Raw genomic sequence first — 22,075 nt, 5'->3', positions numbered from 1 at the left:
CTCGGTCACCGTTCCGGGGACCGCACCAGGAGCACCGCGACCACGCACACGCCCATCCCGGCCAGTGCGCCCGCGCCCACCGGGTCCCCGAACATCAGCCAGGTCCACACCAGCGTGGTCGGCGGTGTCAGGTAAAGCAGCGCCGAGACCCGCGCCACGCTGGTCCGGGCCAGGTTGACCCAGTACAGCCCGTAGCCGCCCAGCGTGGACAGCAGGACCACCCACGCCACCGCGGCCCAGAACCCCGGCGCGGCCGGTGGGGCCAGGGTCCCCGTCGCGGCGGCCAGACCGGTGAACAGGACCGCGCTCACCGCGCACTGCACGGCCAGGGCCTCCACCAGGCTCCCTCCGGGACGTGCCCGCCGCTCCACCAGGGTGGCGGCCACCAACGAGAGCATGGCGCCGAACGGGAGCGCGTACGCCCACCAGGGGGCGGATCCGGTCCGGAGCAGGTCCGCGCCGACCACCATCCCCACACCCGCCAGGCCCACCAGAAGCCCCAGGACCTGGCGTCCGCGCACCCGCTCCCCGAGCAGGGGAACGGCGAGCGCGGTGGCGACCATCGGCTGGAGAGCGGCGACCAGCGCGCTGGTCCCGGCGGCCACCCCCGCCTCGGCGGCCGCCACCACCCCGTACAGGTACCCGGCCTGGGCCAGTGCCCCGAGCACCGCGTGCAGGGCCAGGTCGCGGCCGCTCATCCGGGTCCCCCGCCACAGGCACCAGGCCACCAGCAGCCCGCCGACGATGAGGAACCTCCAGGCCAGCAGGGTGGTGGCCGGGGCCTGCCGGGTGCCCAGCTCGGCCCCGACGAACCCCGAACTCCACATCACCACCAGTCCCGCGGCCAACAGGAACGGGAGGAGGGAACGGGTGGTGGTCGGGCGAGTCCGTGTGCGCGAAGTGATGACGTCCATGGCGCGAGGTAAACACACCGGTCGGTATACTCACAATGTAGTCACCGACCCCGGGAGGAAACGATGACCGGCATCACCGAGGCACCCCGGCTCACCCCCGCCGCGCGCCGCGTACTGGAGGTGGCCACCGAGCTCTTCTACACCCAGGGGATCAACACCGTGGGCATGGAGTTGGTCGCGGAGCGAGCCGGGGTCACCAAGAAGACCATCTACGACCGGTTCGGCTCCAAACAGCGGCTGGTCGTCGCCTACCTGCGCGCCCGGGACACCCGCTGGCGCGACTTCCTCGACACCCACCAGGACCCGGACGCCTCACCCCGTGCCCGAATCGGGGCGACCTTCGAGGCCCTGGACGCGTGGATGCGGCAGGAGAACCAGCGCGGCTGCGCCATGGTCAACGCCTACGCCGAACTCTCCGACCCCGAGCACCCCGGTCGAGCCGTGGCCGAGGAGCAGAAGAGGTGGCTGCGCGACCTGTACACCGACCTCGCCCGGGAGTGCGGGGCGACCGCTCCCGAAGAGCTGGGCGGCGTCCTGGCGATGCTGCACGAGGGAGCCGTCGTCGCGCGCAACGTCACCGGGGACCCCGACGCCGCCCTGACGGCCCGCGCGGCCGCCGACACCCTGCTCACCGCCCACGGGGTCCCCGGCGAGACGGTCTAGAGGTACCCCAGCCGGGAGAGTTCGTGGCGGGCCACCTCGTGCACGTCACCGTGGTCCCTGCGGGTCAACCTCTCCCGCCACGCGCCCACGCCCCACGAGTGGTCGGTCAGCAGTTCGCTGGCCGAAACCCGGGCGCCGGTGAACTCCAGGAGGCGTTCGGCGGTCTCGACCTCCTGACCGTGCACGTCCTCGTAGCGCAGGGTCATCAGCTGCTCGGGGCCGATCTCCTTGCGCAGCCGCGCGGACATGCGCACCGCGCCCCGCCAGCGCATCGCGCACTTGGTCGCCACCGACCCGTCGGTGAAGTCGCCCAGGTCCGACTCCTCCTCCAGGCCGAAGAAGTGGTTGGGGAACTCGTGGTCCAGCTTCATGAAGCTGGGCTTGAGCCAGGCCAGCGACCGCTCGTCCTCCATCATGTCCGCCACCACGTCGCGGCCGTCGCGGATGATCTGGACGAAGCGCGCGTCGGGGAACGCGGTGTGCAGGGCGCTGGCCGAGTACAGGAGGTCCGGGCTGGCGTCGCCGTAACGGCGCGCCGCGGCGCTGTGCTCGCAGGGTTCGGCGGAGGCGTTGGCGGGCACCCGGGCGCCGGGCCCGGGGCACCTGGGGCAGGTCAGGGGGGTGAGATGCCAGATCTCGGCGTAGGCCTCGCGCAGCAGGGTGGCGGTGCCCGACACCTTCTCCTGAGCCAGGGAGGGGCGTCTGGCCACGGCGTAGACGGCGTTGAGCACGCCCGGGGAGCCGGCACCCAGATGGAAGCCGGGCGCGCGGGCCAGGGCGCGGGCGATCACCGGAACCCCGGAGTGGGGCGCGCCGAGCACGAACACCGGGCGCTCGACCTTGGTCCCGTTGACCACGAGGATGTAGGAGGGCTGCTTCATGATTGTGTCGTATTTTTGCACCCTTTGCCCTTCTCGTGTGCATCGGTCGGGGCCTGGTGGCACCCGCCCCACACGTTCCCCGAGGTTAAGGGCAGGATCAGTCCGGAAAGCGCCGTGCTGGGCCAAGACCGGGGAAAGCCGTGCAAAGACGTTGTAAGAATGGGGTATGGCCTCGATGACCGACGACACCACGCCGTTCGCTGACCCCGAGGGGTTCGAACACGCGGCGGACCTGCTCGCCTCCGCGCGACGCATCACCGTCCTGACCGGCGCCGGAGTGTCCACCGACTCCGGCATCCCGGACTTCCGCGGTCCCCAGGGGCTGTGGACCACCGATCCGGACGCCGAGGCGATGTCGGACATCGACAGCTACATGGGCGACGTGGACGTACGCCGTCGCACCTGGCTGGCCCGCCGCTCCCACCAGGTGTGGAAGGCCGAACCCAACGCGGCCCACCTCGCCCTGGCCGACCTGGCCGCCGCCGGTCGCCTCCACGCGCTGGTCACCCAGAACATCGACGGCCTGCACCAGCGCGCCGGAGTGCCCGAGGACGAGGTCATCGAGGTCCACGGGACGATGCTCCGGGTCATGTGCATGACCTGCGGGCTGCGCACACCCAGTCCGGAGGTGCTCGGCCGCCTGGACGAGGAGTCCGACCCCCGGTGTCCGGTGTGCGGCGGCATCCAGAAGACGGACACCATCTCCTTCGGCCAGCGCCTGGACCCCGAGGTCATCGAACGCGCCGCCCAGGCGGCCCGCGAGTGCGAGGTGTTCGTGGCGATCGGTACCTCGCTCACGGTCCACCCGGTGGCCGGGCTGTGCGACGTCGCCATGATGGGGCGGGCCGCGCTGGTCGTGGTCAACGCCGAGCCCACCCCGTACGACGACTACGCCAGCGCGGTCCTGCACGACCCCATCGGTGACGTCCTTCCGTCCCTGGTCAGGCGGGCCCTGGCGGTCTAGGGGGCGGGTTCCCCCGTTCCGAGTACGCCCCGTCGAGCAGCGGTTTGACGTCCATGACGCTGTTCTCCGAGCCCTGGAGGTGGGCGTCCGGACCGAAGGTCTCGTCGGACGGCCCGGACCCGCCGTCAAGAGTCCCGAGCACACGCCGCAGCTGCTCGACGAGCGACGGCGGCAGGTCCGGGGCGAGTTGGTCGAGGACCGCTCGGGTCTCACCGTCGCGGGGGTGGACGCGCCCGAGGTCGATCGTCCTCCACAGGCCGACCGCCAGCTCGTCTCGCAGACCGAGCCGGTAGTCCTCGCCCGCCAGCGGACTCCTGAGGTCCTCGACCGCCTGCCTGAGGGTCGACAGTGTGGACGCGCTCATCGAGGGATCCGTCAGAACCCTTCGGTAGGCGTCCAGTCTGCGCTGGGGCAGCTCCGTGACCGGGGACAGCCGCAGCAGGAGGAGCTCGTGGGCGAGTGACCACAGGTCGTCGGAGCGCGTGTCGCCCGTCCACGCCCCCAGGTGGGACACGTGCTGTTCGATGAAGGGGAAGAGGTCGATGGTCAGTCTGGCGGCGGTGCCGTTGATGCGCAGCGCGATGGAACGCAGCAGCTGACCGGCGGGACCGGTGTGTGACACCAGGTGCGAGTGGTGGTCGATCGCCGGGGTGTGGCCCCGCGTGGAGCGGGTGAGTTCCGGCAGGTCGAACCTGATGCTCTCACCGACGTCCACGGGGGATCCGCTCTCCAACTCCACGCAGGAGCGCCCGTCCCGGTGGTGCCGCATCCTCAACGTGTCCAGGACGGTGAACCAGTCGGCCGAGGGCAGGGCACGCCACAGAGCCGCCGCCGAACGCCACTGGTGCAGGGCGGGAGCCTCCCCGTCGTGGTCGGGGAAGAGCTCACGGACGTCCACCGGCCCCTCCCGTGCGAGCAGGAGCAGGGACAGCAGGTTCACCGTGTAGTACGCCTGCCTGACGGTCAGCGGTAGGCGTCGGGGCTGGTAGGCGGAGTGCAGGTGATCAGCGGACGGGTAGGGAGCCCGTCGGAAGAGTTCGACGAGCAGCTCACCGTAGTGTGCGCGGCGTTCCTCGCTCCCGGAGACGTCCTCCGTGATCAGCTCCCTGAGGAAGTCGGTGGTCCGTTCCCGGTCCGCGTAGCAGGCGAAGGACGACGTCGCGTACAGGAGGCCGTCACCGGGCGGCTCGCTCCAGGGATCGTCCTCCCGATTGCGCGCGTGGTGGTCGACCAGGGTTCTGAGAGTCCTGGAGACCAGACGGGCCACCAGGTACTCCCCGAACGTGCCGTGCAGGAACTCGTACGCGCTGAGCGGGGTCTGGTCCCGCCCGCTGACTCTGGCCTGGGACACGTGCACGAAGAAGAAGCGGCCCAGCAACAGGTCGGCGGCCCGGACGGGGAAGCCGGAGTGGGACTCCTGTTGGGGGCCGTCCAGCCTGAGCGTCCTGAGGTCGTCGCCCACCTCCTCGGAGCCCACCGTCTGCCTCTGGCGGGTGAACATCGCCAGCGCCGTGGCCTCCAGACGGCGCAGCTCGCCCTGGACCTCCCGCCTCAGGTCCCTCTCACTGAGCGCGTCGCGGTGTTTGCGCACCTGGCGCCGGACGAAGGTGGTCAACAACCGTTCGTACAGCTGCCCGAGGGACATCGACCTCGGTGACCGCCGCAGGTCGTTGTCCTGCGCGTCGTAGACCAGCAGTAGCAACAGCAGCAGGGGCTGCTGGCTCAGCTCCGGATAGTGCATCAGGCGGTCCAGGTCCAACGGGCGCAGCCCGGGGGAGCGGAACCGTTCCCGGTTCGCCCGGTTCCAGGCCTCCAGTACCCGTCCGATCCGCTCCCGGCCGAACGGTTCGAGCCGGATCACCGTGCTGCGTTCGGGAAACCGGACCCGGCTGGCACTGAGCGTGCGGCTGGTGACGATCACCGCCACGGGCTGTCCCATGACCTCCTGGTGGGTCTGGAAGTCCCGGATCTGTTCCAGGTAGTTGTGCCGCTCCACACCGGCGGCCTGGAGGAGTTCGTCGAACCCGTCCAGGATGACCACCGGCAGGGCTCCCTGGGCCTCGGCCAGCAGCTTCGTCCAGCTGACCCGTTGGAGGAGGTCGAGTTCGAGCCCCTCCTCGATCTGGGTGTGGACGGCCGCGTCCGCGCTGACCGAGCGCAGCTCCACACGGATCGCCAGGAAGTCCTCCTCCGGCAGCCGCGCGGCCAACACCTCGGTGAGCTTGGACTTGCCCGCGCCCGGTTCGCCCAGCAGCACGGTCGGGTACCGCGTCGTGTCCGGGTGTGTGAGGCGGACGGCCAGGAACTGTTGCAGATCCGGGAGGAGCTCGCGTGTCTTCCACCATTCCCTGACCGAGGGGGTGTCGCCCTGGGCCACCCGGGCCACCCGTGCGCTCGGCGGCACGTAGCAGTCGCTCAGGGCGGGGATGACCATCCCGGAGGGCAGGTCCTCCGGGAGCACGTCGTCCACGGGGAGTACCGGCCTGCGCAGCAGTGCCTGGTACTTGCGGGAGAGGCGGATCCGCAGATCGCCCACCGACCTGCCCGAGGAAATCCGGGACAGCCGCTCGTGCAGCTCGGCGAAGGCGTCGCCCACCTGCCTGACCTCGTGCCGCGTCCTCTGGTGCTCACGCAGGTTCGCCCACATGCCGAACTCGGGGGCCTCGGCGCACAGCTTCAGGTAGTGGGCCCGATAGGCCGCGAGCGCCCGCCGCGGAAGGCTCTCGCACAGCGCCGCCTCCAACCTGCCGCCCCGCCCGGTGTCGACTCCGGCCCGTTCGGTGGCCTCCAGTCCCCTGGTCAACTGGTGCAGTCCGAGCGCGCTGTTCGCGAAGACCCGCTCCGCCCGTTCGAAGAGATCCTCCCGCCCCCACAGGAAGTCCTCCGCCGGGGCGTGGACCTCCTCCGACCTCAGGGCGCGCTCCAGGATCAGGGCCTGTTCCTCCGGGCTCACCTCCAGCTCGGTGGCGCGCAGGCGCAGCCCGGCGTCGGCCAGGCACGCGTCCAGGGGTTCGAAGAAGGAGACGATCAGCAGGATCCGGTGAGCCGCCTCGATCCGCTGCGTCCGGGAGTACCTGTCGGTGCCCCGGAGTTTGGCGCCCAGGTCGGCCAGGGCCCTGTGACCCTGGCCGACCACGAACGACCGCAGCCCGAATAGGCCGGGTACCCCGACCGCGTCCAGTCCCTCCTCGGTCATCTTCTCCGCGAGGTTCCACAAGGTGCTGTCGTTCCCGCTGAGCTCTTTCAGGGCGCTGGCGTAGGTGACCGGCTTAGCCATCGAGGGGGTGGCCTCTCCATATCCGCTGGGGGAGGAAGCGTGACTCGGACATCACGCTACGTGTGATGGGAGGGGCGCGGAAGGGGTTCAGCCCACCTGTGGACGACTCCGCGCCACCCCGGGACTCCGGTCGCCGGACCCGGCCACCGGGCCGAGGCTCCGGGGACCCCGGTCCGTGTCCGGTTCAGGGGCCGGCCGAGCCCCCGGGCACGGTCGGGTGGGTCTCCCCGGTGGCGGCCTGCGCGACGGGTACGGAGGCCGTGGCGCCCTGTCCGAGCACGGGTCCGTTCGCCTGGCTGCCGAGCAGCAACAGCAGTTCCCGCCTGAGCCGCTGGAAGGAGTCCCACACCTCCGGGGGAGTGGTCTCGCTCCGACGCATCGCGCGGAGTGCCTCCTGCACCATTCGGGACAGCGCGAGATGGGGGTCCGCGCCCAGCCGGTCCGGCCAGGACCGCAGGTCCTCCACGGCCTGCCTCAGAACGGTGAGCACCACCTGGTCCGGTGCGCCGCGGAAGATGAGACGGGAGTAGCTGTTCAGGCGGTCGGTGACCATGGCCTCCGGGATCTGGTCGATCGGTTCCAGGCGCAGCCGCAGGACCTCGTGGGTCTCGACCCAGGACTTGTGGTCTCCGCTGGTGTACCAGGTGCCCAGGTCGTCGGAGACGTAGCGCAGGTACGGAGTCAGCAGCAGGGCCATGCGAGAGGCCGTCCCGTTGGCGCGCATCGCCGTGGACCGGAGCAGTCGGGAGACCACCGTCGAGTACGGCACCTCCACCTCGTAGGGGTTGAGGGTCGCGGGGTCGCCCGGGGAGTCCGCGCGGAGCTCGAAGCCGACGCACTCACCGACGTTCACGGGTTCACCGCGGTCGCGGCTGAGCGCGCTGAAGGGCTGTTCGCCCCTCCAGTACCCCAGGTGGCGCATCCGCATGAAGTCGATGATCCCGAACCACTGGGTGGCGGACAGGGCGCGCCAGAGGGAGACCGTCCGCCGCCAGGCGTGCCAGGGGTCGTCCGTGTCCGGATAGAGGCTCTCCAGGGGCACCGGCTCCTCGCTGACCAGGATCAGGAGGGTGATCAGGTTCGCGGTGTAGCGGGCCTCCCGCGAAGTGACGGGTATCCGCAGGGGTTCGTACCCGGAGAACGAGCGGTTGGCCGCGGGGAAGGGCGCCTCCCGGAAGAGCTCCAGGACCAGGTCCCGGAACTCCTCCCGCAGGTCGGGTTCCTCCTCCAGCCGCCGGGCCAGCAGCTCGTCCAGGAAGGTCACCACCCGGTCGCGGCCCGCGTACGCCGCGAAGGAGGCCAGGGCGTACAGCTCGCCGTCGTCCAGCTGCAGGGCCCGGCTCCGACGGCGGGACACCCGGGCGCGGTCCTCGACCAGTTCCGTCAGGGCCGCGACCACCATGCGGGCCACCAGGTACTCGCCGAAGGTGGCGTGCAGGAACTCGAAGGCGCTGCTGGTGCCGTCCGTGGTCCTGGACCGCGCCTCGTGGACGAAGAAGAACCGTCCCAGCACCTGGTGGGCGGGGGCGATCTGGCCGTGTAGGTCGGCGTCGGCGGGGTTCTCCGCCGCCTCGGGCATGAGGACGGCCAGGTCCGCGTCCAGCTCCTCCGCGCGCACGCTCTGGCGCCCCCGGGCGAACATCGCCATCGCGGCCACCTCCAGCCGCCGCAGCTCGTCCTCGATCGCCCGGTCGAGGTCACGGCCGCCCAGGTGGGCCCGGTGCTTGTCGACCTCGCGCCGGGCGAACATGGTGAGCAGCCGCTCGTACAGCTCACCGTGGGAGAGGCTGTCCGAGGCGTTGAGCAGGGCGTTGCCGTGGGCGTCGTAGATGAGCAGCATGATCAGGAGCAGGGGCTGCTCGGCCAGGTCGCGGTAGCGGAGCACCGCCTCCGGGGTGAGCGGCCTCAGCTTCGTGGACCCGAAAACGCGGGTGTTGGCGCGGGTCCACACGCCGAGCATCTGCTCGATCTGGGTGTCGTCGAAGGCCTCCAGACGGATGACCGTGGTCAGCGGGGGGAACCGGGTCCGGTCCGCCACCAGGGTCCGGCTGGTCACGATCACGACCACCGGCTGCCCCAGCGCCTCCTGGCGCTGCTGGAACTCCTGGACCCGCTCCAGGTAGTCAGAGCGGTCCACTCCCGTCGCCTGGAGGAGTTCGTCGAAGCCGTCCAGGATGACGACCGGCAGCGCGCCGTCAGCGTCGTCGGCCAGTTCCCGCCAGGACACGCTGGTGTGCAGGTCGGCCCGCAGCCCCTCCTCGATCTGGACGTGCAGGGGCGCGTTGGGGCTGACGGCGCGCAGCTCCACGCGGATGGGGAGGAAGTCCTCCGGCGGCAGCTGGGCGGCGAGCATCTCGGTGAACTTGGACTTGCCGGCGCCGGGGTGGCCGAGGATCACCGTGGGGTACTCGGTGGCCCTGGGGTGCGTGATCAGGGAGGCGACGATCGTCTGGAGGTCGTCCTGGACGGGAAACTCCCGCCACCATTCGTCACTGGCCGCGTTGTGGGTCTCGCGTGCCATGGTGACCCGTCCGCGCGGCGGGATGTAGGCCGTGCGGAGCGAGGGGAGCACGAGCCCGGCCGGGGCGTCGTCGGAGCGCAGTACCGGCCGGTTGAGCACCGCCTGGTAGGAGGCGGTGAGCTCCTGCCTCCTCCGGGTGACCGGACGCGAGGAGCTGATGCGGGCCAGTTGTTCGTGCAGGTCGGACAGGCCGGTGCCGATCTCCTGCCGGGTCCGTTCGTGCTCCCCGACATGCAGCCACATACCGAACTCGGGGATGTCTGCTCCCAAATGTCGGATGTTCTCGTCCAGACGTCCGGGAGCCACCTGGGCCATGGCGCTCCTGAATTTTCTCATCAGGTGGTGTTCCCAGGTGATTCCATGCCGTTCGGCGACCGCGAGAGCACAGAAGAAGTCAGTGAGGTGCGCGGCCACACCCTTCATGTACTCAGCCGTCACCGTGCCGTGTTCCCTGCGATGGCCGGAGTGCGTAATGGGAAAGGACAAGCCGGGGCCGGGGAGTTCGACAAGGCGATCACGCAACAACGCGAACTGTTCGTCCGAGGTGATCTCCAGATCGTCCAGCCCGAAGGGCATCCCGACCCGTGTGAACACCTCGTCGGCGGCCTCGAAGACGGACGTGACCACCAGGATCTGGTGGGCGGCCTGGATCTTCTCGGACCGGGACAGGCGGCTCTCGTTCCGGAGCCTGCCGCCCAGGCCCTCCAGCAGCTGGCGGCCCTTGCTCACCAGGGCGCCGCGCATCCCGAACAGGTCGGGGACACCCACCAGGCCCAGGCCGCCGTCGGCCACCTTCTCCGCGAGGTCCAGGGCCTCCGAGTCGCCACTGCCGAGGATCTTGAGCGCGTCACTGTAGGTGAGCCGTCTGGCCATCGGTCGGGTGCCTCTTCCACGTCCGGGGGTGTCTGGGGCGGGAACGCGATCGGACCCGACACCGGGGGTGGCGTCGAGTCCGCACGTCAGAAGGGTTTCGCGAGTATGGGGTTGTGCGTTGCCCGGGCGTCCGCGGGGGAGCGGACGCTCACGGGCGGTGAGACGCCCTAGGGCAGCTGCCAGTTCACCGGATCGGCGCCCTGTTCCCGGAGCAGCTCGTTGGTCCTGCTGAACGGCCTGGAACCGAAGAAGCCGTTGCGGGCCGAGAGCGGGCTCGGGTGCGCGGACTCCACGCACGGGACGCCCGGCATCATCGGTCGGAGGTTGCGGGCGTCGCGGCCCCACAGGATCGACACGAGCGGCTTGCCGCGCTCGGCCAGGGCGCGGATGGCCTGCTCGGTGACGGCCTCCCAGCCCTTGCCCCGATGGGATCCGGCGTTGCCCGGGGCCACCGTCAGGACCCTGTTGAGCAGCAGGACGCCCTGCTCCGTCCACGGCGTGAGGTCACCGTTGGAGGGCATCGGAGTGCCCAGGTCCTCGCCCATCTCCTTGTAGATGTTGCGCAGGCTCGCGGGAAGACGGACCTCCGGCGCCACCGAGAAGCTCAGCCCGACGGCGTTCCCGGGGGTGGGGTAGGGGTCCTGCCCCACGATCAGCACGCGCACGTCGTCGAAGGGCTGTTGGAACGCACGTAGGACGTGGTCCCCGGCGGGCAGGTAGGTGCGGCCCCCGGCGACCTCCTGGCGGAGGAAGTCGCCCATAGCGGCGATCTGCGGGGCGACGGGCTCCAGCGCCTTCGCCCAACCGCTGTCCATGATCTCGTGCAGGTCCTTGTTCGACATGGCCAGAACACTAGCGGCAGCCACGGACATCCAGACCCGTTTCGGTCCCCGCGGCCGTCACACCCGCGTCACGGCTCCTGGCGCGCGCGGGTCAGGCGCGGACGCGCTCCCGCCATCGGTCCAGGTGGGAGCGGACGGCCCGGGTCCGGGAGGACTCCTCGCCGTGCAGTCGGGCGTGGTGGACCACCAGTGCCTCGTAGCGGCGGACGGCCTCCGCCGCGCGGCCGGAGTGCCCCAGGTAGGCGGCCTGGTAGTGGCGGGCGCGCAGGGTCAGGGAGTCGTCCTCACCGCGCGTTCGGGCCAGGTCCGGGACCAGCGCGGACAGCTCCCGCACCGCGCCCTCCGGATCCCCGGACTCACCGAGCTCGAAGGCGAGGTGCAACCGTGTGGTCTGCACCCGCTCCGCGTCCGCTCCGTGCGCCGACACCAGGTCCGGGACCAGACCGGCGTGGGCCCGGGCGGCCAGGGCGTGGTCACCGGCGCGGCCCGCGTTGGTGGCCAGGTAGTAGCGGGCCGCGAGGGTCTCGGGGTGGCGGGCCCCGTACGTCCGGAGCAGGTCGGGGAGGAGAGCTCGGAACCCGCGCACCGCGCGCGCGTGGTCCCCGCCCTTGCCCGTCGCGTAGGCCTCCCGGCGCCGGGCGCGCAGGGTGTCGGGGTGGTCGGGGCCGAGCACGGCGCCCAGAGCGGGCAGCAGACCGCGCAGGTCCTCGGCGGCCGCTCCGAACTCGCCCGCCTCCGCCCGCGCGCGGGCGGCCTCCACCAGCTCGCGCAGGCGGGCGGGGGAGAGGTCCGGCCCGGGCGGCACCGCGGCCTCGGTGTACACGAGAGTCGGCGTCGCAGGGGTGGGTGCGGACCGGCGCGGCGGCGGAAGGAAGGCCGACAACCGTTCCCCGACCTCCTCCGCGTTCGCGGGCCGCTCCTCGGGACGCTTCGCCAACATCGCCGTGACCAGCTGTGACAGTCCCACGGGGACCTCCGGGCGCAGCGTCGCCACCGAGCGCGGAGGATCGGTGAGGTGCATCCGCAGCACCGTCAGCGGGTTGGGGTCGTGGAACGGCGGGCGCCCCGTCAGCAGCTGGAACAGGATCGCTCCCAGCGAGTACAGGTCGCTCGGCCGGTCGACGCGGTCGCCGCGCACCTGCTCCGGCGACATGTAGAGGGGTGTCCCCACGACCTGGCCGGTCCGGGTGATGCGGTCGTTGCGGGTCGCCTCGGTGAACGCCGCGATCCCGAAGTCCAGCACCTTCAGGGTGCCGTTCCCGGTGCCCCGCTCGACCACCATCAGGTTGCCGGGCTTGACGTCGCGGTGCACGATCCCGGCGGCGTGCGCCGCGCCCAGCCCGGACGCCGCCTGGGAGACCAGGTCGACGGCGCGCCCCAGCGGCGCGGGCCCGCCCTCCCGGAGCACGGCGGTCAGGGATCGCCCGGTGACCAGTTCCATCACCGCGAACACCGAGCCCGTGTCGGCGTCCTGTCCGAAGTCGTACAGGATGACCACGTTGGGGTGGCCCGCCAGACGCGCGGTGAGCCGGGCCTCGCGGCGGAACCGCGCCACGGCCTCGGACGAGTCCGCCCTCCCGGGCCGGATCAGCTTGACCGCGACCGGGCGGTCCAGCAGTTCGTCGACGGCTCGCCATACCTCGCCCATCCCGCCCTCGCCCAGGAGGGAGAGGAGCCGGTACCGCCCGCTCAGGACCCTGTCCTCCGCCACCGGCACCCTCACCTTCGGACTGTGTTCGACGGTCGCCCCAACGGCCGTCGGCCCCGGTCTCGGGGCGGTACGGGGCATGGGGGTACAGCCGTTGAGGCTACTGTGTTGCCTGTGCCGACGGCACCCTGAACCCCTGATCCCCCTGTGTGGAAAGAGTGTCAGAGCCGTGAGCCTGAATCTCTACGTCGGTCCGGACGCGCAGCCGGACAAGTACCGTCTGGTCCGTCTCGTGGGACGCGGTGGCGAGGCCACCCTCTACCTGGCGGAGGTGAGCCTGGCCGGGCAGACCGAACCCGTCGTGGTGAAGGTCCTCAACTCCGACGTCACCTCCAACGACGAGCAGTTCGCCGAACTCAGCGCCAAGTGGGGCGAGCAGGCCGAACTCCTCCGCTTCATCAACCGGCTCGGGGTCGTGGGGGTCCGGGAGCACTTCGAGGGCGCCCCCGAGCACCCCGCCGACGGGGCGGCCGGGAACGGCGACGAGCGCGCCCTCTACCTGGTCATGAACTACGTCGAGGGACTGGACCTGCGCGACTGGCGGGCGGAGAACGTGGTGGAGGGGCCCCGCGGTCGGCGCGAGGTACTGCGGTGCCTGGAGCAGATCGCCCAGGTGCTGGACGTCCTCCACTCGGGTCGCGCCACCCCGTCGAAGCGCGTGGTGGTGCACGGCGACCTCTCGCCCGGCAACATCATGATCAGCGTCGAGGGTCAGGCCACCCTGGTGGACTTCGGGCTGAGCCGGATCGCCGCGCGGCACATGACCGCGCGCCCCTGGTTCACTCCCGGGTACGCGGCCCCGGAGATCTTCAACGGCGAGTACTCGCCCGCGACGGACCGGTACGCCTTCGGCGCGATCGCGTACTTCGCCCTGACCGGCGAGGACCCGCCGCCCGCACCGGAGCAGCTGCGCGAGAGGCTCGGCGCGCTGCCGGTGCTGGCCGAGGCGGGAGAGGCGCGGCGCGAGTTCGTCCTGCGCATGTTCTCGGTCGAGCCCTCCGAACGCCCCGAGGCCTCGGAGTGGGTGCGCGCCCTGCGCTCGCTGGCGACCTCCTCGGTGCCCTGGACCGCCCCGGCCTCCGAACCCGCGGGCTTCGGAGGTCCGGGAGACGCCCTCGGCGCGGCCAGCCCGGTGAGTCCGGACTCCGGGGACGGGGTGACCGGAGGCTCGGCCCCGCCGGAGGGCGCGCGCTTCGCGGGTCCGCCACCGGTCAGCACCCCCGCCGACGGTGCGACCGGCGGTGACACCGGCACGGCGCCCGGCACCGACGGCCCCCCACAGGAGCCCAGGCGTCCCGTCGGCGGTATGCGGGGCGTTCCCACGGCCCAGCCCCCGGCCGCGCGGATCCCGTCCCAGCCCGGCGCCCCGCAGGGCGACCCCCCGACGGCGGCCGCCCCGTCCGGAGGGAGCGTCCCCGGTCCCCGCCGTCCCCCGGTCGGACCGCCGCCCCCGAACCCCGCCGGGCCGCCTCGGCCACGCGGTGCGATGGACGGCGGCCCCGCCCCGTACGGCGTCGCGGCGCACAGCGGACCGATGACGAACCACCCGGGCCAGGCGCCCGGTCCGCACCCCAGCGGTCCGGTGTACGGCGGACCGCGGGCGACCGGCGCCTTCGCGGCCCCGCCCCGGCCGCCCGCCTCCGAGAAGCCGAAGCGCGGGTCCCGCAGGCCCGTGGTGGTGGGGTTGGCGATCCTCGCGGTCGTGTTCACGACTCTCGGTGCCGGAGGTACCTACGTGGTCATGGACCGGGTCGTCCCGCTGTTCTCCGAATCGAACGGCACCAACCTCGCGGAGGTGGCCTCCGAACCCTCGGACGACCCCGAACCCTCCGAGCCCGTCACCGACGACGTCCCCGTGGACGCCGACAAGGAGACCGGCGTCCCCGAACCCTCCGGGACCCCGTCCCCGGACGCGGACGGTCCCTACTCCCTCTCCCAGCTGAACTGGGTGGACTCGGAGGACGCCTGGGAGTGGGGGCGCGCCGAGATGGACGGCGAGGTCCACAACAACGCGTTGGTCACCGAGGCGGGTTGCAGCGTCTGCGACCACTGGGTCGAGTACAACCTCAGCCGGTCCTGGGGGACGTTCGACGCCACGGTCGGACTGGACGACAACTCCAGGTCGGGGAAGAACATGACCTTCACGGTCTACGCGGACGGTGAGCGGGTGGCCACCGAGACGGTGACCCTGGGTGAGACCGTCGACATCGAGGCCGATGTCAGCGGAGCCCTGCGTCTGCGTCTCGAGGTGGAGTCCGACGACACGGACCTGGTCGCGGTGTGGGCCGCTCCCACGCTGGTCGGGGACTGACCCGGCGCCCCGGGTACCGGTCGCCGGACACACCCGGTGGGAGTGTTCTCCCACGGGCGCGATGGTTCGTGTGCTGCCGGATCGTTCGGCCCGCTCCTCGGACGGCTCCGCCCCGTCACGAGAACAGGCCGACCAGCAAGGACGTGAGAACGAACAGGACCGTGACGAGCAGGACCACACGCAGGACCGCCGCCGAGACGCTCAGGGCGCGGTCGACCGCGCGGAAGCGGTGGTTCAGGGTCCGGATCCGGTCCCGCTCCTCTTCCAGGTGCCGCTCCAGGTCCTCCCGCTGCTTCCCGGCGAGCCGTTCCGCCTCGTCGTAGGACCTCCGCAACTCGTCCAGGTGTTCCCTGGCCTGCTCAGGACCGACGGCGGCCCTGAGCTGTTCAGGGTGATCGCTGCTGGGCATGTACCCGTAGATGCGGCTCTCGCAGTTCCGGACCGCTACCAGGCGCTTCCGGAAGGATTCACGGTCGATCTCCAGGCCCCGTTCCTTCCGCTCCCGAACGAGTCCGGTGACGACCAGGTCGTCGGTCGCGTGCACGGACCTCCTGCGGGCGTCGCCGTGAACCCAGCTCAGTGCCAGGAGGGCCGGTACGGAAAGCGCGATCAGAAGTGTGCTCCAGATGGCGTCGGACACGGCTAGTAACCCATTCCCATTTCCTGGCTTCTCTGTCGCGGAACCGATGTCTGAGCCCGCGAAGCCAGCTCGACGAGTCGTTCACCCGGCGATGTGACCACGGATCCCCGAGCGCCTTCGTCAGTGTGCTTCGGGGGGACCGTGCCCTCCCGGGGGGCTGTCTCCTGGGGCGAGACCGGATGCGTCGGTGTTCCCTGCCTCCGGGGAGCCGGGCCGTCCTGTGCCGAACCCTGCGGCTCCTTCCCGGCTCGCTCGGGTCGGTAGGCTTCGATGATCTCGGCGAGTGCCTCCTGGTACAGCTCCTCAGGAGACCTGCTCTTCTGGAGAAGCTCCTGCGGAGTGCTGGTGGTGATGTCCTCCAGTTCGCTCCTCCTTTCGTTGACGACGGTCGTCATCCTTTCGATGGCGGACCTGACGTTGTGTGACTTCGCGATGTACGCGTTGTCCTGTTCGATGGCCAGGCGTGCCATCCGCTCCTGGGACTCGGTCAGCCCCGAGAGGTCGACGATCTCGAAGGTCCCGTCGGTCCGACTCCGGACGTTTCCGGCCTCGACGAGTTTCGCGTAGTTCTCCGTGATCCTCGCCAGCTGGAAATCGATCCTTTTCCTGGACTCCTCCAGGGCCTCGGGAAGAGGCTCCGCCCGGTCGGCGAGCCTTTCCGCGCGGTTCTTCTTCTCCTGGGTGAGGGAGTCCCTGATCTCCTCGATCTCGATGAGGAGCTCGGTTGTTTCGTCGAGGGATCTCTCAGCTCTTCTCTTTTCCGCGGATCGGTGTTCTCCGTCCTCCCTCATACGCTGTCGGATCTTCTCTTGGATGACCGTGCGGATCGCGGCGGTGGCCAGCGCGACCATGACCCCCACGATGGCTGTCGGCAGAGCGACGACGGCGGGCTCCTCTGTTCGGTGGTCGGCGTGCGCGATGGGTCCGTACTAGTGGGACGAGCCGCTGTCGAGGTGCGGGACCGCGGCGGCCTCGGAGCTCTCCCTGACCTGCAGGAGGTTCTTGGTGACGTAGTCCGTGCCGAGGCGATCTCCTTCTCTCGCCACTTCCCGGACCGCGCTCTCGAGCGCCCCGACTCTTCCTCCGAGGAATCCCTCCGCGCCGGCGATCTCACCACGGGTTCTCTGGATTCCGTCCAGGTCCTGTTCGAGGCGGTTCATGTAGTCCATGTCGGGAACGAGGACGGCGGACCCGGCTCTCGCTCTGTGGAGTGTGTGGGCGAAGGTCACCGCCGCAGATGCCGCCAGGATCAGCAACAGGATGACCGAAGGGGTCGGCACGTCATCTTTCCCATTCTCGCGTCGATTCGATACCGGTGGGCTTCGGCTTCGTCCGGGGGAGGGTGTTCCCGGGCCTCCTGTGGCCCTTGCCCGCTGGTGTGGCCGGTTCCGTCCCGGGTGATTCCTGTTGTCCTGCCCCGGACTGGCGCCCTCGTGCCTCTGCGGCGACGTCGAAGATCTCCTGGACCGCCTGCGAGTTCGAGGCGAGCCTGGATTCGGAGAACTTCTCGATCCGTTTCGCCAGGGTCTCCATGTCGTCGAGTTCCGCCTTCCTGCTGCCGAAGCTCTGGTCCTCCTCCTTCCTCACGGCCCTGAGCTTGAAGACGACGTCACTCAGTTTGTCCTTGATGCTCTTCCTGGGGCCGTCGAGAGCCACTCTCCGGGTCTCCAGTTGTCTCTGCTTGCCCTTCTCGGACTCCTTCCCTAGAAGACTGGCCGTGATGGTGGCCGCCGCCGTGACGGCGACGGCGGATATGCGCGCTGCGGTGAGCCAATTCTGTGCCACGGGTGCCTTCTCATGCTGTGCGGTGAGCGGCTTCGTTCCGAAGGCCGGACTTCTGGCTGGGGGAGGGGACACCAACAGGTTTTTTACCAGGGTTTCGCAGCGGGAGGCGACACCCTGTATGGCCGCTTTCGGTCATCCGCTTGACGCACGGGAACGCCCCCGCGCTCGGGCGCGGGGGCGGGGGCGTTCCGGGGTGGTGCCTAGTCGGCGCGCCAGCCGCCCTGGCGGTCCGCGAGGTTGAGCGCCGTGGTCACCAGGGGCACGTGGCTGAAGGCCTGCGGGAAGTTCCCCACCTGGCGGCCGCCCCTCGGGTCCCACTCCTCAGCGAGCAGGCCAACGTCGTTGCGCAGGGACAGCAGCCGCTCGAACAGTTCCCGGGCCTCGTTCTGGCGGCCGATGGACAGCAGGGCGTTGGCCATCCAGAAGCTGCACGCCAGGAAGGCGCCCTCGTCGCCGGGGAGCTGGTCGGCGGAGTTCTCCAGGTCGGTGCGGTAGCGGAGCACGAACCCGTCCACCATCAGGTCCTCGCGGATCGCCTCGATGGTGCCGACCACGCGGGGGTCGTCGTAGGGGAGGAAGCCGACCTCGGGGATGAGCAGCAGGGCCGCGTCCAGCTCCTTGCTGCCGTAGTACTGGGTGAAGGTGTTGCGCTGGGGGTCGTAGCCGTACTCGCACACCTCCGCGTGGATGGTGTCGCGCAGCGCCCGCCACCGTTCGATGGGCCCCTCGGTGCCGAACTCCTCGATGCTGCGCACCGCCCGGTCGGCCGCCACCCAGGCCATCACCTTCGAGTGGACGAAGTGCTGCCGGGGGCCGCGCACCTCCCACAGGCCCTCGTCGGGCTCGTCCCAGCACCACTCCAGGTAGTTGACCAGGGAGCGCTGGAGACCCCACAGGTGCTCACCGCCCTGGATACCCGAGCGTCGGGCCAGGTGCAGCACGTCCATGACCTCGCCGTACACGTCCAGCTGGTACTGGCCCACGGCGGCGTTGCCGATCCGGACCGGGCTGGAGGACTCGTATCCCGGAAGCCACTCGGCCTCCCACTCGGTGAGGCGGCGTTCGCCCCGGATGCCGTACATGATCTGCATCAGCTGAGGTTCACCCGCGACGGCACGGGCCAGCCACTCGCGCCATGCCATGGCCTCGTCCGTGTACCCCGAGCGGATCAGCGCCTCCAGGGTGATGGTGGCGTCGCGCAGCCAGCAGTACCGGTAGTCCCAGTTGCGGACCCCGCCGATCTCCTCGGGGAGGGAGGTGGTGGGCGCGGCCACGATCCCGCCGGTGGGGCGGTAGGTCAGGCCCTTCAGCGTGATGAGGGAGCGCACCACGGCCTCGCGGTAGGGGCCGTCGTAGGTGCACTGGTCCACCCACTTCTCCCAGAAGCGCTCGGTGCGGGAGAGGGCCTTCTCCGCGTCCAGGTGGTCGGACTCCTCCACCTGGGAGGGGTGCCAGGTCATCACGAACGGCACGCGCTGCCCGGCCGTGACGTCGAAGGTGGTGTCGTGGGTGAAGTTGTGGCCCTTGAGGGCCACGGGGGCGCTGAGCCAGATCGCGTCCGGACCGGCGATGGCGACCAGCTCGGTTCCGGCACGGTGCATCCACGGGACGACGTGCCCGTAGTCGAAACGGATGCGCATGGTGGTGCTCATGCGGACGGTACCGCTCAGCCCCTCCACGATCCGCACGATGTGCGGGGCGCCGCCCCGGGGCGGCATGAAGTCGATGACCCGGACGGACCCGGTGTCGGTGTCCCACTCCTGTTCCAGGATGAGGGTCTCGCCCCGGTAGTGCCTCCGTTCCGCCTTCTCCGACCCGTCGGCCGGACGCAGGGTCCAGTGCCCGTTCTGTTCGTCGCCCAGGATCGCGGAGAAGCAGGCCGAGGAGTCGAAGTCGGGAAGGCACGCCCAGTCGATGGACCCGTCCCGCCCGACCAGCGCGGCGGTCTGCATGTCGCCGATCATTGCGTAGTCTTCAATCCAGCCGGGCACGCGGCTCACCCCCAACACGTCGTCTTCGTCTGTGCGGTGGCGCGAGCCGCCCCGTCGCCACGGGGGTGTCGCGTCCGCGCGCACGCCCGTGTGCGCCCCCTCGTCGGGGACCCGTCGCCCGACCCTCCTGGCCGGGGCGCCGTTCCGGTCATGTCTCCCCCCGGACCGCCCGCAGCTGCCTCGTACCCGGTTATGTGCCCAGGCGCGGGCAGGCGAAAAGGCCGGATGTGGAAAGGACCCGTCCCGCACCGGTCACCGCGGTCCCCATCTTCCATGCTCCACGGGGGCCTGGCTACGGGTGGATGCACGTGCATCCGGGCGTGCGGGAAGTATGTCGCGGTATGGGTGGCTTCCGCCGGGGAGAAGTTATGACGCGGTGATCAACGGGAGGTGACGGGTCGGCTAACGGCCCGACAGAGTGGGGCTTTCCGGCGTTTCCTCCGGCATCCGCAGCATCGGGAGGAACACCTGGGCCAGGGGGCCGATCGTCACCATGAACACCACGGTCCCCACGCCGACGGTTCCACCGAGCAGGAACCCGGACAGCGCCACGGTCACCTCGATGAGGGTGCGGGCCCGCCGGATCGACAACCCGCGCGCGGCCAGTCCCGTCATCAGGCCGTCACGGGGCCCGGGTCCCAGTCCCACGCCGATGTAGAGGCCGGTGGCGACCGCGCACACCAGGACCCCGGACGCCAGGAGGAGGATCCTGACGGCCAGTGCCTCGGGCACGGGCAGCAGCCAGAGGGACAGGTCCACGGACGCGCCGACCACCACCACGTTACTCAGGGTGCCGAGTCCCGCCCTCTGGCGCAGCGGGATCCACAGCAGGATCAGGAGGGCGCCGACGATGACGCTCCAGGTGCCGATCGACAGGCCGGTCTGGAGCGACAGCCCCTGGTGCAGCACGTCCCAGGGCATGGCGCCGAGGTCGGAGCGGATGAGCAGGGCGCCGCTCAATCCGTACATGGAGAGGCCGAGGTAGAGCTGGGTGAGGCGGCGCAGTCGCGGGCGCGGCAGGACCGGGGTGATCAGAACGCGTCGGACCAGGGCCGACACGGGGCTCAGGGGTCGTTCGGGCAAGGCCGGCCTCCACTTTCACGCGTACCGGTGAAGAGATACATGGGGTGGTTGGATGACCGTCCGCAGAGGGGGCCACATCGGTATCGTGGCCCAGGTGGTGCTCGGATTGAAGAGCCAATCCTGGCAACTGGCCCGATTTCTCCCCCGGTGAGGTGAATCCCATGGCGAGGCAGCGCACCGACCACCCCGGAACCGGTGGCGGCACACGGCGGATCAACGGTCGGCTGCTCGCCCGGCTGATCGGTGAGGCCCCGGTCGAACGCCCCTTCTACCTCGCGATCGCCCGTGCCGTGAGCGGGCTGGTCCTGGACGGACGGGTCCCCACGCACACCCGGCTGCCCGCCGAGCGCGACCTCGCCTCCGCGCTGGGGGTCAGTCGCAACACCGTCACCGCCGCCTACGCCTGGCTCCGGGACAACAGCTTCCTCGACAGCCGACAGGGCGCGGGCAGCTGGACCGTCCTGCCGGACTCGGGAACCCGGGGTCCGGCGCCCTTCGTCCCCGCCGCCGAACAGATCGACCTCGGCGTGGCCGCGCCCCCGGCGGTCGACGGACTGCGCGCCGCCTCCTTCCACGCCTCCGAACAGCTCGCGGCCCACGTGGGCGGGATCGGCTACTACCCCTACGGCCTCCCCGAGCTGCGGCACGCCATCGCCCGGCGGTACGTGGAGCGCGGGCTGCCCACCACGCCCGAGCAGATCTTCGTCACCAGCGGCGCCCAGCAGGGCGTCACCCTGGCGATGGAACTGCTGGTCAACGAGGGGGACGAGGTCCTGCTGGAATCGCCCACCTACCCGCACGGCCTGGACGCGGCCCGCCGCAACGGCGCCCGCGTCCGCACCACCGGGGTGACCCCGCAGGGCTGGGACATGGAGTACCTGGTGGACGCCTTCCGCCAGCGCCGACCCTCGGTGGCGTACATGATCCCCGACTTCCACAACCCGACCGGCGCGCTCATGGACGACGACGAACGCCGGGTCCTGGTCCGGGAGGCCCGCCGCGCGGGCAGCCACCTGATCATCGACGAGTCCGGGGCGGAACTGGCCATCGACTCCGGCGACCTGCCCGCCCCGGTGGCCGCGTACGACACCGACGGGCGCGTGCTGACGGTGGGTTCGGTGGCGAAGCTGTTCTGGGGCGGGCTGCGGGTGGGCTGGGTGCGCGCGACCCCGCCCATGGTCACCCGGATCATGGCGATCCGTCAGCGCGTGGACCTGGCCGGGTCGGTGCACGACCAGCTCACCGCGACCCACCTGCTGTCCGACGTGCTGCGTATCCGGGCCGAGCGCAGCCGCCAGCTGCGCCGTAACCGGGACGCGCTGCTGTCCGCGCTGCGGGAGCGCCTGCCGGACTGGCGGCCCAGCGTGCCCGGCGGCGGTCTGGTGCTGTGGGCCGCGATGCCCCAGCCGGTCGCGACGGCGCTGTCGGAGGCCGCGATCCGGCACGGCGTCCACCCGGCGGCCGGGCCGGTGTTCGGCGTGGACGGCACCCTGGAGCGGTACCTGCGCCTGGCCTACACCCGACCGCCGGACGTGCTGGTGGACGCGGTGGAGCGGCTGACGGCGGCCTACGCCGAGACCCTCGCCCACCCCTCGCAGCCACGCGGCCAGTTGTACGTCTGA

Annotated in this window: 16 protein-coding genes; 4 read left to right on the top strand and 12 right to left on the bottom strand. The window is 70.8% G+C overall.

Translation table 11 applies throughout. The features are described from left to right. Window positions 1-5 precede the first annotated feature (5 nt). Window positions 6-914, bottom strand: coding sequence for a DMT family transporter (locus tag AC0VYM_RS19200; RefSeq protein ID WP_475454126.1), 909 nt, complete (start codon window positions 912-914; stop codon window positions 6-8). Window positions 915-977: 63 nt separating this feature from the next. On the opposite strand from AC0VYM_RS19200, the gene AC0VYM_RS19195 reads away from it, so the two are divergent. After that, a complete protein-coding gene (locus AC0VYM_RS19195; RefSeq protein ID WP_475454124.1) occupies window positions 978-1,577 on the top strand; it encodes a TetR/AcrR family transcriptional regulator in 600 nt (199 codons plus the stop codon). On the opposite strand, the gene AC0VYM_RS19190 is transcribed toward AC0VYM_RS19195, so the two are convergent. Next, on the bottom strand, window positions 1,574-2,458 hold the full coding sequence (locus AC0VYM_RS19190; protein WP_475454122.1) for a sulfotransferase family protein: 885 nt from the start codon (window positions 2,456-2,458) through the stop codon (window positions 1,574-1,576). The genes AC0VYM_RS19195 and AC0VYM_RS19190 overlap by 4 nt on opposite strands. A 166-nt stretch (window positions 2,459-2,624) precedes the next feature. Between AC0VYM_RS19190 and AC0VYM_RS19185 the strand changes: the two genes are divergently transcribed. After that, window positions 2,625-3,422 carry an SIR2 family NAD-dependent protein deacylase gene (locus tag AC0VYM_RS19185; RefSeq protein ID WP_475454120.1) on the top strand — a complete coding sequence of 266 codons (798 nt, stop codon included), beginning with the start codon at window positions 2,625-2,627 and terminating at the stop codon, window positions 3,420-3,422. Here AC0VYM_RS19185 and AC0VYM_RS19180 read toward each other — a convergent pair. From AC0VYM_RS19180 to AC0VYM_RS19165, 4 genes are all read right to left on the bottom strand, one after another. Beyond that, the gene (locus AC0VYM_RS19180) at window positions 3,400-6,699 is read right to left on the bottom strand and encodes an NACHT domain-containing protein (RefSeq protein ID WP_475454118.1); all 3,300 of its coding nucleotides are present in this window, start codon (window positions 6,697-6,699) and stop codon (window positions 3,400-3,402) included. The two genes, AC0VYM_RS19185 and AC0VYM_RS19180, sit on opposite strands and share 23 nt — an antisense overlap. A 184-nt stretch (window positions 6,700-6,883) precedes the next feature. Further along, complete coding sequence (locus AC0VYM_RS19175) at window positions 6,884-10,093, bottom strand: NACHT domain-containing protein (protein ID WP_475454116.1); 3,210 nt, start codon at window positions 10,091-10,093, stop codon at window positions 6,884-6,886. Window positions 10,094-10,260: 167 nt separating this feature from the next. Beyond that, complete coding sequence (locus AC0VYM_RS19170) at window positions 10,261-10,935, bottom strand: uracil-DNA glycosylase (protein ID WP_475454114.1); 675 nt, start codon at window positions 10,933-10,935, stop codon at window positions 10,261-10,263. A gap of 91 nt (window positions 10,936-11,026) precedes the next feature. Beyond that, window positions 11,027-12,646, bottom strand: coding sequence for a serine/threonine-protein kinase (locus AC0VYM_RS19165; protein WP_475454112.1), 1,620 nt, complete (start codon window positions 12,644-12,646; stop codon window positions 11,027-11,029). A gap of 166 nt (window positions 12,647-12,812) precedes the next feature. Here AC0VYM_RS19165 and AC0VYM_RS19160 point away from each other — a divergent pair, with 166 nt between their 5' ends. Then, window positions 12,813-14,954, top strand: a complete 2,142-nt coding sequence (locus AC0VYM_RS19160) for a protein kinase domain-containing protein (RefSeq protein WP_475454110.1) — start codon at window positions 12,813-12,815, stop codon at window positions 14,952-14,954. Window positions 14,955-15,069: 115 nt separating this feature from the next. On the opposite strand, the gene AC0VYM_RS19155 is transcribed toward AC0VYM_RS19160, so the two are convergent. From AC0VYM_RS19155 to yczE, 6 genes are all read right to left on the bottom strand, one after another. Next, window positions 15,070-15,594 carry a hypothetical protein gene (locus AC0VYM_RS19155; RefSeq protein ID WP_475454108.1) on the bottom strand — a complete coding sequence of 175 codons (525 nt, stop codon included), beginning with the start codon at window positions 15,592-15,594 and terminating at the stop codon, window positions 15,070-15,072. Window positions 15,595-15,596: 2 nt separating this feature from the next. After that, window positions 15,597-16,445, bottom strand: a complete 849-nt coding sequence (locus AC0VYM_RS19150; protein ID WP_475454106.1) for a hypothetical protein — start codon at window positions 16,443-16,445, stop codon at window positions 15,597-15,599. Window positions 16,446-16,523: 78 nt separating this feature from the next. Next, window positions 16,524-16,850 carry a hypothetical protein gene (locus AC0VYM_RS19145; protein ID WP_475454104.1) on the bottom strand — a complete coding sequence of 109 codons (327 nt, stop codon included), beginning with the start codon at window positions 16,848-16,850 and terminating at the stop codon, window positions 16,524-16,526. Window positions 16,851-16,875: 25 nt separating this feature from the next. Further along, a complete protein-coding gene (locus tag AC0VYM_RS19140) occupies window positions 16,876-17,379 on the bottom strand; it encodes a hypothetical protein (RefSeq protein ID WP_475454102.1) in 504 nt (167 codons plus the stop codon). Window positions 17,380-17,579: 200 nt separating this feature from the next. Continuing rightward, window positions 17,580-19,385 (bottom strand): glycoside hydrolase family 15 protein, encoded by a 1,806-nt coding sequence (locus AC0VYM_RS19135; RefSeq protein WP_475463121.1) that lies wholly within the window; start codon window positions 19,383-19,385, stop codon window positions 17,580-17,582. 387 nt (window positions 19,386-19,772) lie between these two features. Further along, window positions 19,773-20,453, bottom strand: a complete 681-nt coding sequence (gene yczE, locus AC0VYM_RS19130; protein ID WP_475454100.1) for a membrane protein YczE — start codon at window positions 20,451-20,453, stop codon at window positions 19,773-19,775. 161 nt (window positions 20,454-20,614) lie between these two features. Here yczE and yczR point away from each other — a divergent pair, with 161 nt between their 5' ends. Continuing rightward, on the top strand, window positions 20,615-22,075 hold the full coding sequence (yczR, locus tag AC0VYM_RS19125; RefSeq protein ID WP_475454098.1) for a MocR-like transcription factor YczR: 1,461 nt from the start codon (window positions 20,615-20,617) through the stop codon (window positions 22,073-22,075).

The organism is Nocardiopsis sp. iso_237 (genome assembly GCF_056173345.1).
This window is presented reverse-complemented; position numbering and strand designations above follow the sequence as displayed.